Source organism: Chromatiales bacterium (assembly GCA_014762505.1).
Lineage (GTDB): Bacteria > Pseudomonadota > Gammaproteobacteria > SpSt-1174 > SpSt-1174 > SpSt-1174.
Map to the genome: position 1 here is coordinate 246,436 of JABURS010000043.1, position 11,908 is coordinate 258,343.

An 11,908-nucleotide genomic window follows, 5' to 3' on the forward strand; every position below is an offset into this window, starting at 1 on the left:
GAGTGTTTGGATGATCAGCTACTGCGTATGCACACTATGTGGTTGCCAAGCGGAAGAGAGCGCTTCAGCTTGCTGTAGGACCGTTTGAACGGCGGCATCCTGGAGATCAGGTGGATAGCCGTACTTCCTTAGTATCCGTTTCACGAGAACACGCATGCGTGCTCGGGCCGACTCTCGGTGGGCCCAGTCGACCGTTACGTTTTTCCGTAGACTCAGAAGGAGTTCGTGTGCGATGACCCGAAGCTGGTCATCGCCCATAGCCTCGACAGCCGATTCGTTCTCTGCGAGGGCGTCGTAGAAGGCGATTTCTTCTTCGGAGAGGCCTTCTTCCTCCCCACGCGCCCGGGCAGCCCGGATCTCGTGGGCAAGCTGTATCAGCTCCTGGAGAACTTCGGCGGTGGTGATTGCATTGGCGTGGTACCGGGCGATGGCATCTTCCAATCGCTCGGTGAAGGCTCGGGTTTCCACGACATTCGTTCGGCTGCGGGACCGGATACTGTCGTTGAGCAACTTGCGCAGGGCTTCCAGCGCCAGATTTTTCTTCTCCATTTGCTGGACTTCCCGCAAGAACTCGTCCGACAGGATGGAGATGTCCGGCGACTGGATCCCTGCGGCCGCGAGGATATCGACGATCTCGGTGGATATTACCGAACGGCTGATGATCTGTTGCACGGCAAGTTCCCGGTCCTGGCGCGAACTGCCATTGGTGGCGGACGACTTCGCCAGGGCGGCACGCACGGCCTGGAAGAACCCTACCTCCTCTCGGATCTCTCGCGCCTCATCTGAGCAGGAGGCCAAGGCAAATGCGCGGGAAAGGGAAAGCACGGCATCGGCATAGCGCCGATGGGCCTGCTTTTTACCCTCCGGCGTGGTTTCTGTAGCTGCCCACTCCTGTTGTCTGGATAGAATCCATTCGATCGCAGCGGCCATCATCGATAGGCGTTCCTGCGCCGTGCCATCGAGTGCGTCCAGGTAGTGGAGTCCATGGAACATGGCGCGCACGATCTCGTACTTCTCGAGCATCACCGCCACTGCCTCGGCTTCGTCGATGCCGGTCTTGTCCTGATCTGGCTTGGAGTACTGCGCGAGGGCAGATTTGAGGCTCTGCGCTATGCCGATGTAATCGACCACCAGTCCGGCCGGTTTGTCCCTGAATACGCGATTCACCCGGGCGATGGCCTGCATTAGCCCATGTCCCCGCATCGGTTTGTCGATATACATGGTGTGCATGCAGGGGGCATCGAACCCGGTCAGCCACATGTCCCGTACGATCACGAGCTTAAGGGGGTCGCCGGGGTCCCTCGCGCGCTTGGCGAGAAGATCGCGCCCGGCCTTGTTGCCAATATGCTGTTGCCACTCTGCTGGGTCACTGGCTGAGCCGGTCATTACGACCTTCACGGCCCCTTCGTTGACGTCATCGCTGTGCCAGTCGGGGCGAAGTTTGATGATCTGGTCATAGAGTGCCACGCAGATACGACGGCTCATGCACACCACCATCGCCTTGCCATCCAGTGCGGCAATGCGGTCCTCGAAGTGCTGCACTAGATCCGCGGCAACTAGCGCCAGGCGCTTGTCGCTACCCACCAATGCCTCGACGGTGGACCACTTCTGCTTGGTGCGCTCGGCGCTGCCCTCATCTTCACCTTCGAGCAGGGCGTCGATCTCGGCATCAATGAGCGGCCTTTCGTCCTCGTCCAGCTCGATACGGGCTAACCGGGACTCATAGTAGATAGGCACCGTGGCGCCGTCTTCAACGGCGCGGCTGATATCGTAGATGTCGATGTAGTGGCCAAACACGGCCGGCGTATTGACGTCGGTAGCCTCGATAGGGGTCCCCGTGAACCCGATGAAGGAGGCATTGGGTAGCGCATCACGGAGGTACTTGGCGAAGCCGTAGGATACGTCGCCAGTCTTCGCGTCGATCTTGGCTCGGAAACCATACTGGCTTCGGTGGGCTTCATCGGCGATCACCACCACGTTGGCGCGGGTGGTCAGCGGCTCATCGACAGCCCCAAACTTCTGCAATGTGGTGAAAATCACACCGCCGGACGCCCGATTCAGCAATTCACGCAGGTCCTCCCGGCCTTCGGCTTGAATCGGTGTCTGGCGGATCAGGTCGCGGCAGCTGGCGAAGGTGGCGAACAACTGGTCGTCCAGATCATTGCGATCCGTGAGTACCACCAGTGTGGGGTTCTCCATGCGGGACTCAAAGATCAGCATGCCCGCATAGAAGGCCATCAGCAGGCTTTTGCCGGAACCCTGTGTATGCCAGATCACGCCAGCTTTACGATCACCTTTAGGTTGGCTGTCCACGCTAGGCAGGCCATACTCGGCTGGATCTTCCGCTTGGATATCCTTCTGGCTGGCTCGTAGCGTGGACGCAACCGCTTTCCTAACCGCATGGAACTGGTGATAGCCTGCAATGATCTTGACTAGGCCATCGGCGCGTTCACTGAACACGGTGAAGTGCCGCAGCAAATCGAGGAATCGCCTCGGCTCAAACACGCCCTCGACCAGGGTACCTATCTCTGCAGATCCCTTGGGCTCGATACGTGTGCCATCGGTGGTGCGCCAGGGCATGAAGCGCTCGAGGTCGGCCGACAGTGAGCCCACCCGCGCAGACAGCCCGTCCGAGGTCACCAGCAAGGCATTGGTGCGAAACAGTGCTGGGATCTGCTGTTTGTACGTCTGTAGTTGGTTGAAGGCCCCGGTCAGGGTGGCCGTTTCGCCACCGGGGGCCTTCAGCTCGATGACCGCCAGGCGCAGGCCGTTGATGAACACCACCACATCCGGCCTGCGCTTGTAATGACCTGCCACCACGGTGAACTGCTGCACCGCTAGCCAGTCATTTCGCTCTGGGCATTCAAAGTCGAGTAGCTGAATCTTGCCGGCGGTCAATACACCGTCCTCGGCGTAATACTCTACATCTGCGCCGTCGGTGAGTAGGCGGTGAATACGGCGGTTTTCCTCAAGCAGGTTGGGAAGTTCGGATTGCGTGAGGCGGCGGACGGCGTCGGCTCGTGCCTCGGCCGGAAAGTTTGGGTTCAGACGCGCGATAGCGGTCTCAAGCCGATCCTTCAGCACTACCTCGTCATAGGCCTCCCGCTCCGGGTGTTTGCTATCGGGGCCAATGATCTCGTCCGAGGCGCAGGCAAAGCCTAGACCTGCGAGCCGTTCCAGCAGCGCGGTTTCCAGTTGGGCTTCGGAAAGAAATGCCATCAGCCTGCTGCCTCCATATTCTGTCCGGGGCCAGCTGCAGGCTCTGCGGTTTCAGTGCTTCTGGCGTTGCGGGCCGCGTTTAGGGCCTCCACGTAGGCCTCGCGGTCGAGCTGATACAGCAAGCGGCTGACTTCGATCGTCAGCGGCAGGGCATCACCTCCCGGTAACAGGAATCGCAGGCTGGTGAGACCATCGTCGTCGGTTTCCACGGCCAGCCCCACATGCGCATCGATCAATTCGTTATCCTCGCCGAAGTGCTCCCATGGCTCGCGCGAACTAATGGGATCAAGTGTTGCCTCCAGATACGCCTCATAGAGGAAAGCGACGATAGCGTCTGCGGCTAGTACGGCTGTGCGCTGGTGGTGCGCAGCTAATCTCGCGAGATAAGGGTCTTTGCCGTGACTGACAGGGCCTCCTTTGTTACGCAAGTCATTCAAGGCATCAGCAAGTTTATGGTGGCTAGATACCAACTTCTTGAACTTCTCATCACGAACGTCGCCGAGCTTTAGGGCTCGTACGGCCGCACTTAGCCAATCAGAAAGGGAAGGTGTTTCCTGAGGTGGCTTGAGCGATGCCAGAGGTGAATGGAAGCTCTCTACGATCACACGGCATATCACTTCAACAACGGCTTTAGAACAATCGATGCAGGAGTCATTATTCTGTTCCAGTGAGCGTTCCAGTGCCTCGAAGGTTTGCTGCAACATAGGAGTATCGCGCCAGTGGCTACAAGCCAGGCGGATCCCAGGGCACCAGTCGAGCGTCATGCCTTGCCCTCAATGATTGCCCACACCCGATGATAACTCTCGCCGCGAGGCCCAAGGGCGCTTTTCCAGTCGTCAACTTTGGCGCTTCGCAGTTTCGCTCGTACATCAGCTAGGGAATCACCGCCGCTGAGCTTGAGCGTGCGCGCCAGTGGCTGTGCTGCCGTTCGTGGCACGCCAAGCAAACGAAGTGCAACGGCTTCATCTGAATTGACGCCATAATAAACCCGGGCCGGGAGATTTCGTATGAGCCGCTGATCATCAGCGGACAACTCATCAAGCCGATCACCAAGGGTTAATGCCTGTAAGGCTGACAACCCCCAGGACGCGGTCTGAGTCAGCTTCCCGAAAACACTGCGACAGCATTGAGACATCGCATCTGCCTGATCCCTGGTGCGCCCCGATTCATCGGTCCCGAAATGTTCAACGGCCATTTCCGTCAACGGTTTCCCCTGCACCCAATCGCAGATGATTCTGGCTAATTTATTTCCATTGGGTTGTCGCCCGCCTGTGACATAATGGAGAGAATCACGCAACTCCGGCACTTGTAGCAATACGCCTAACATGCGCTGGAGATCACCTTGGCGCGTACTGAATAGGTCCGGCGACCAGACGGCGTCGGACAAGTTGGACTCATTTAGCCGAACCAGGGTATTGCTCACCGACTCCCAGGAGAAGCCTGTGGAGTCAACTAGCTTCAGCGGCTTGCCTTTGATACGTTCGGCATAGTTGTAGACGCCTTGTACTAAAGCATCTGCCCACCCTCGATGACTCTTTCGTAGCGCCTGAAAGCCCAAGGTGCCGCGAAGCACCTGCTCAACTTCAGCGGCGAATCGCTCATGATCCCCAATCTGCCGATATGTATGCGCCAAATACTGTAGAAATGCTGACCAGCCTGGCTGCCAAGCAAGCGTCTCAAGGCGTAGCAAGCCGCCCTGACCTACGGTTTGTTGCACCATATCTATGAGGGTCGAGTTCAGCTCACCCACTTGTTTGGCGATAAATTGCTTAAGCTGTTCAGCCTTTGCGTCATCGGGAGCTGCCAGAGCTACAATGCCGATATCCCCTTGATCGACGCGGCCCGCTCGTCCGGCTATATTCCAGAAGTCCTCCGGCGGCATATCTTGGCCATACGGATATTGATGGCTGGCAAACACAACCCCCGACACTGGGAAATTCACTCCCTGTGCGATGGTTGTCGTCGCCACCAGCACGTTCAACATGGAGCGTTCCATCATCCACTCCACGAGCGTTCGGGTATCTTCAGAAAGACCCGAGTGGTGAACACCGATGCCATACTCAATGAGGGAAGTTAATGGAAAATCCTCTCCCATTTCGTCGGCAAAGAACTGACGAATAGGTGCAAAGTCTTCGTTGTTAGGTTCAACCCGGTTGTCATCGTGCTTGAAGGCATTGGCGATTCCCCAAGTGTTACGTGGTTTATCCGCCAGCACGATGACGGTGCCCCGGTGTCTAATCGATTGAGCCGTTGCCGCCGCCAGCTTGCCAGGAGAATGGCTAACATCTGACCAGCGCAGGCCCAGCGGCTGCGCATTGCTGATAGTCAGTGATTCCGGGATATCCATCGTATTGCGCGACGTGTGTTGCGTAACCAGCTTTACACTAAAGCTGCCGCGCTTTTCCCCTTGTGTCGGTCGGGCGATCGCTATCACTCGGTCATTGGGAATCCAGTCTATCCCGAGTTCGATATGCTTGTGGCTATCCGGCGCCAACCAACGCGCGATATCACCCGCGTTGCGGATAAATGGGGTCAACAGAAGGAACTGGGCGTAGCGGCACTCCCGGTTGATGGTTGCCAGCAGCAATTCGAGCTTCAGTCCTCTCGAATCACCGGCCAGCCCGTGTGCCTCATCGACAACCACGAGCGTGAGAGGGCGACCGATCTTCTCTTCCCATCCGCTTCGCAGCATGAGATCCAGTTTTTCCGGCGTGGTCACCAGAATGCGGAACTGACGCTTTTCATCCTGTTCGGTCAGCATGTCGGCTTCGAGGCCGTCGATTTCCAGCGCTGGGCTGACTTTCTCGACAATATCGCCGAAGCCCGAAAAGTCCCGGCGAAGGCGCAGCGCAATTTGATTCACTAATGCCCGGGTCGGTGCCAGATAGGCGATCCAGCCGCGTTCGTGCTCGAACTGATTCAGGGCTTGAAGCATCCGGAATTCGGCGATAAAGGTCTTTCCGCTCGATGTGGGCAGACTTACCACAACAGAACGGTGACCCGACCCCAGCAGCCCCTCCTCTCGCAAGGTGCAACGTTGTGGGGGCAGCATCTCGAAGATGGGTTGCGCACGCCCCCGGTCGGTTAGCGACTGCACAAACTTCGTCACCCGGCTGTTGACTGCCCGGGTGACCGTCCAGATGCTGTTGTCGACCATGGTCCGCGACGTCCGCGCCAGCAGGCGCGCCAGCGTTTCCCGGGCCATGGACAAACCACTGCCGGAAGTGGCGATTGCTCGGTCGAATTGGGCTTCCAGTTGCTCACGGATGTCATAGTGGCCATCGACCACGCCCTGAACCAGATAGGTACCAAGGAGCTCCGCCGCCTTGGCCAAGTGGTAGGCGGTCATCAATGACCAGGCCGGACGCGCATCCTGTTGCTGCTCTGCTTGTTCGAGGTAGGCCGGTTCATACTGCCGCTGCTCATCCCGGAGGCGGGCCACCAGTTGCTGTACAGTATCGAGGTCATCCCAGCCGGACTTGCGCATCAGCCGCAACCAGAGTGCCATGATGGAGGCCCAGACGCGCTCACCCCAGTCCTCTGCGTCGAGCGATAAGTCTGGCAATGCGCCATCGACAAGCATACGACGCACATCGGCACCGCGATCAGCGAGAAAACCCAAACAGCTAACGCGCAGCAACGCCTCACCAGCATCGATCGGCTCCTTTGCCAACGGTAGAACGCGCGCCACTTCGAAAGCCCCCGCCGCCGCATGACGAAGCTCGCTCACATCTTCGTCATCGAGGTGCTCCAGTACCTGCAGGAGCAAGGTATCGGAGACAAACTGCAGCGATGCATCATCCAGTCCATGGTCGCCCGCCGCCCCGAGGGCAGCCAGCAATCTGCGGCGCGTCGCCTCGGTCTTAGCCTCATCCAGACGACCTTCACCCAAGGACTGGATGATCCAGGAGGTACTGCTCATGCCGCTGCCTCCTCCAACAGATCTGCCCACTCCTTGATCGGAATCGGTAGATACCAGGCAATGAGTTCACCCCGCATGGGCGCGTCGAGATTCTTGGCAAGGGTCTTGGCGCGTGCCTTGAGATCCTGCTCACTCGGCGAGGTATCACGTACCAGGATCCCGACCAGCAGCAGTTCCCTTCCCCGAGAGGCCAGATAGCGGGAGACCGCCCGCTCGTAATAGTCCCGGTATGGTTGTTCCTTGCAGCGAGCCTGCAACCACTGCAAAAGTGAAAGTTGTATGTCGAGGCGGGAAGCGCTCTCCTCAAGCTGCCAGATCATGCCGCTGCCGCCAGACATCACCCCAGGCGGCGTGTTGGCATCCGAGGAGGTCTTGACCTCACCGAACAACAACAGGACCTCGTCGCCCTCCAGGCAAAAGCCGACCAGGTCGGCCCCCGGCAGGCTGGCGCGCGGCGTGCGCCTGTCGCGCGCGGTGTTCCAGGGCCAACGGACCTCCCGGCCACCGTTGGTTTCGAGCACGCATTCGGCTAAGGCTTCACCAACCTCCCAACCCTTTGGTTTGGGGACAGCTTTCAGTGCGTGCTCGACGAATTCGGTCGCCATGCCGGTCGTCGCAAGGGCCCGGAGGTCCGCCGCGAAACCCGAAGCGCTGTCCGTTACGCGTGGCGCGACGACCTTCCGTAGGTAGTCAGCAAACTCATCCTTGTCCTCAACCGCGTTCCCTGCCCAGCGAACCTGCTGTTCGCTGCCCGAGTAGGCGGCTGCCAGTGAGAGGCCAGCCGTTTCGCTCATTCCGTTCCCTCGTTGATGTTTTCCATAAATCGTTCGACATTCTTGATGCGCAGCTCGCCGGAGATCAGTCTTGGGAGCAAAGTATCTCTGAGACCGGCAAGATTTACCGAGACTTCCGCATTGGCCTTTATGCTTTGAAACAGCGGCGTGATCTGATGGCCAAAGGTTTCCCACAACTTAGCATCAGATGGTGAGGCCACTTTGAATGCGGCAACCGAATCCCCCTGGGCGCGTTGACGGCCCGAGGTTCCAGTCATGCTTCGGATTGCATGGTCACGGAACGCACCGTCTCTCGCCAGTAGGTAGCCATAAGCGGGTGGCACCGGTGCTTTCGGTCGCATCACGATGTATTCGGTCGACCCCCATCCGACGGTTTCGTTCGGCAAACATTGAACGAAGGCCGTCTTGCCATTCTCCAAACAGGGTGTGATGCGCGCCAGCAGGGTATCGCCATTACGAAAACGCATCCCGCTTCCAAACTCCCGCAGGATCGGCACATCGGGCCAGCTGCCTGACGTTGGTAGTGAGGCCATGTCGAGATACGGTGCTGGGGTGGCCCTGCGCAACGCTTCGGTTGGGTTGAATTCAATGAGCTCGCTCGCAGGAACCATCTTCCACCCCTCCGGTTTTCCCTCATCATCCAGCCGATCGGGGAAGAGCTGCCAGAGGTCGGGGGGGAGGTAGGGTTCGCGGCCTTCCATCTTGGCGCGGACGGGGCCGAAGTCGACGAACCAGTCCTTGAACAGCGCGCGGGCCATGGCCTCCAGGGTCTGGTTGCGGCGGCGGTTGAGTTCGATCTTGTCGTCCAGCGTGCCGAGGATGTGGGCGATGGCGCGTTGTTCATCTAGATCTGGAGGATGAGGAACAATTACGCTGCTAAGGAGCGATGTATTAAGCGAAGGCATTGTCGCACCGACAGCTATCGCGCGGATATGCTCCTTGAATGTAGGATGCCCGAAGAAGTAGGAAAGATAGGACGAATCGATCTTTCCGGGATTCGGACGTACTCTTAGGCATCGACCGGAAAACATCCACCCATCTTCTTCTTGTCGTACCAACGCACGTCGATCAACAGAGCCGACGCGGCTAAAGACGATGTCTCCTTCCCGAAGTAGATAGCGCGATAACCGGTCTCGGTCAGCGTCAGATACTCTAGGCAGATCTCGATGAAGGATGCGATTTTCACCGAGATGTTCGACCGTGATAATCGGGGTTCCTACGGGCACGTAGTCCTTTTGATGTAATTGGCTTCCGAACGGACCGGTCTGGATTCCTGAGGTGGGGTCGCACAGGTTCGCGAGGTCATCCGCCAGAAAATCGCCGGCAAATTGCCCGTAGGGGGTGTCGAGACCGTCACTCGCCATACCCAAGTCCTTTGAGGTTGGCTGCGATCGTCGCGTCTAGCTGTGCTGCCTCCTGCTGCTGGACCCGCCACTGCTTGCTGAGTTGCCGCATCTTCTCTTCAAACGGCTCCCCATCATCGTCCTGCTCGGTTGCACCGACATAGCGGCCGGGCGTGAGTACATGGTTGTGCTTTCGGATTTCCTCCAACGTCGTGCTCTTACAGAAGCCGGGAATATCTTCGTACTTTCCGGCGTCCTTTTCACCGCGCCAGGCATGATAGGTATCGGCGATCTTCTGAATGTCGGTCTCGCTGAGTTCGCGCCGGGTGCGGTCCACCAGTGTGCCCATATTCCGGGCGTCGATGAACAGCACCTCGCCGCGCCGGTCCCGTAATGTCTCCTTGCCGCGCTTGCCGTTGGACTTGTTGCGGGCGAGGAACCAGAGGCAGGCGGGGATCTGGGTGGAGTAGAACAACTGCCCGGGCAGGCCCACCATGCAGTCCACGGCGTCGGCCTCGACCATGGCCTTGCGAATCTCACCTTCGCCGCTCTGATTGGAGCTCATGGAGCCGTTGGCCAGCACCACGCCGGCGGTGCCGTACGGCGCCAGGTGCCAGTAGATGTGCTGCAGCCAGGCATAGTTGGCGTTGCCCACCGGCGGCACACCGAACTGCCAGCGCGCGTCTTCGCGCAGGCGGTCGCCGCCCCAGTCAGAGATATTGAAGGGCGGGTTGGCGAGGATGTGGTCGAAGCGCAGGTCGCGCAGCTCGTCCTTGTGGAAGCTGCCTTCGTTGTTCCAGCGGATGTCGGCGTCGATGCCGCGCACGGCCAGGTTCATCATGGCGAGGCGCCAGGTGGTGTAGTTGCTTTCCTGGCCGTAGATGGCGATGTCGCCGATGCGTCCACCGTGTTCTTCGACGAATTTCTCCGACTGTACGAACATGCCGCCGGAACCGCAGCAGGGATCATAGACGCGCCCCTGATAGGGCTCGAGCATTTCCACCAGGACCCGTACCACAGAACGAGGGGTGTAAAACTCGCCCCCGCGCTTGCCTTCGGCGCCGGCAAACTGGCTGAGGAAGTATTCGTAGACGCGGCCCAGTACGTCCCGCGACTTGTGGCCGTCTTCGCCCATGGCTATGCCGGAGATCAGGTCGATCAGCTCGCCCAGCATGATCTTGTTCAGGGCAGGGCGGGCATAGTCCTTGGGCAGTACGCCCTTGAGGGACTCGTTCTCCTTTTCTATGGCGCGCATGGCGTCGTCGATCAGGGTGCCGATCTCGGGGCGCTTGGCGTTGGCCTTGAGGTGGGCCCAGCGCGCATCCCTGGGGACCCAGAAGATGTTGTCGGCGAGGTACTCGTCCTTATCTTCTGCGGCCTGCTCGTCTTCGGCCAGTAGGGCGGCATGCTTGGCCTCGAAGGAATCCGAGATGTACTTCAGGAAGATCAGGCCCAAGGCGACGTGCTTGTAGTCCGAGGGCTCCATGTTGCCGCGGAGCTTGTCCGCGGCCTTGAAAAGTTCTGCCTCAAACCCCAGTTGGGTATCGGACTTGCCGCGGTTTTTGTTCTTGTTTTTAACGTTGGCCATGGTTGGTCCTTGGTTTTTCGGGCAGCACCCGAAATTCTGTCGTTTGCACCTCGGGCGGTCTAGTGCGTGTGCCTGTTTGGGGGCAAATTGGCACCGGGCATGCGGGAGAGATGGGTCTTTGGGCTTGGCCCGAGCGGGCTGGGACCGAATTGTAGGGCTGTCTTCTGGCTCGTGAGCTTGCAACTGCGTCTTGTTCTCGTTTGGAAATCGCCCTGACACGCGGTCTGGGGCCAAACAAGGGTTATCGACGCAGGATGATCCCTACTGGAAGCGGCCCTCTGGGGCTGAATATCGCTCCAGATAGCGGTAACGGCACGCTCGTCAAATCTCCCTTTTCAGCGGGGATACTATCACGCAAACGGCGGCCTGGCGCGAGGTCGGCGGTTTAAGTCGCCAAAGGACTGAAGGGCGATATCTTGGGCGTTTTCTAGGGTGAAATGCGGTCCAAATCGCAGATCCGGCGGGTCCCTTGCGAATAATTCTCAACGAGGAGTTTTCTTAACTAGCTGAAAATAATAAATATTTCGGGTTTGAGGCGCCGTGGCGAGACGCCAACCTGACTATCAAGTCTATTGGCAAAGCTATCAACCTTATTGGCAGGCGACACCGGTGGTCTTGACTTCGGTCGGGGCGTCACTATCATTAGCACTCACTTAGCCAGAGTGCTAACAACCACAACACGACTTTCGCATTCAACTACCTGATAAAGGAGTGAACTCAACATGAAGCTGCGTCCCCTGCACGACCGCGTGATCGTCAAGCGCATGGAAGAAGAACGGACCACGGCCGGTGGCATCGTGATCCCGGACAGCGCCGCCGAGAAGCCGGCCCGTGGCGAGATCGTCGCGGTCGGTGACGGCAAGAAGAACGACGCCGGCGAGACCATCGCCATGGCCGTCAAGGTCGGCGACAAGGTGCTGTTCGGCAAGTACGCCGGCACCGAGGTGAAGGTCGAAGGCGAAGACCTGCTGGTCATGCGCGAAGAAGACATCGTGGCCGTGATCGAGTGATCACCGCCACCGCAGTTCGTTCGAATTCAACG

7 protein-coding genes are annotated in these 11,908 nt (G+C 58.8%); 1 reads left to right on the forward strand and 6 read right to left on the reverse strand.

The genetic code is table 11. The annotated features are described in order from the left end of the window. Positions 1-18 precede the first annotated feature (18 nt). Genes HUJ28_12945 through HUJ28_12970 form a run of 6 tightly spaced genes read right to left on the reverse strand, consistent with a single transcriptional unit; the run spans position 19 to position 10,866 of the window. A complete protein-coding gene (locus HUJ28_12945) occupies positions 19-3,219 on the reverse strand; it encodes a type I restriction endonuclease subunit R (GenBank protein ID MBD3620371.1) in 3,201 nt (1,066 codons plus the stop codon). After that, positions 3,219-3,983, reverse strand: a complete 765-nt coding sequence (locus HUJ28_12950) for an abortive infection family protein (GenBank protein MBD3620372.1) — start codon at positions 3,981-3,983, stop codon at positions 3,219-3,221. The genes HUJ28_12945 and HUJ28_12950 overlap by 1 nt, the downstream gene beginning before the upstream one ends. Next, the gene (locus HUJ28_12955) at positions 3,980-7,141 is read right to left on the reverse strand and encodes a DEAD/DEAH box helicase (protein MBD3620373.1); all 3,162 of its coding nucleotides are present in this window, start codon (positions 7,139-7,141) and stop codon (positions 3,980-3,982) included. The genes HUJ28_12950 and HUJ28_12955 overlap by 4 nt, the downstream gene beginning before the upstream one ends. Further along, positions 7,138-7,935, reverse strand: coding sequence for a hypothetical protein (locus tag HUJ28_12960; GenBank protein MBD3620374.1), 798 nt, complete (start codon positions 7,933-7,935; stop codon positions 7,138-7,140). The genes HUJ28_12955 and HUJ28_12960 overlap by 4 nt, the downstream gene beginning before the upstream one ends. Then, the gene (locus HUJ28_12965) at positions 7,932-9,299 is read right to left on the reverse strand and encodes a restriction endonuclease subunit S (GenBank protein MBD3620375.1); all 1,368 of its coding nucleotides are present in this window, start codon (positions 9,297-9,299) and stop codon (positions 7,932-7,934) included. The genes HUJ28_12960 and HUJ28_12965 overlap by 4 nt, the downstream gene beginning before the upstream one ends. Then, positions 9,289-10,866: an SAM-dependent DNA methyltransferase gene (locus HUJ28_12970; GenBank protein MBD3620376.1), complete on the reverse strand. Its 1,578-nt coding sequence runs from the start codon at positions 10,864-10,866 to the stop codon at positions 9,289-9,291. Before HUJ28_12970 ends, HUJ28_12965 begins: the two co-directional genes overlap by 11 nt. Before the next feature lie 722 nt (positions 10,867-11,588). On the opposite strand from HUJ28_12970, the gene groES reads away from it, so the two are divergent. Beyond that, complete coding sequence (gene groES, locus HUJ28_12975; GenBank protein MBD3620377.1) at positions 11,589-11,876, forward strand: co-chaperone GroES; 288 nt, start codon at positions 11,589-11,591, stop codon at positions 11,874-11,876. Positions 11,877-11,908 lie beyond the last annotated feature (32 nt).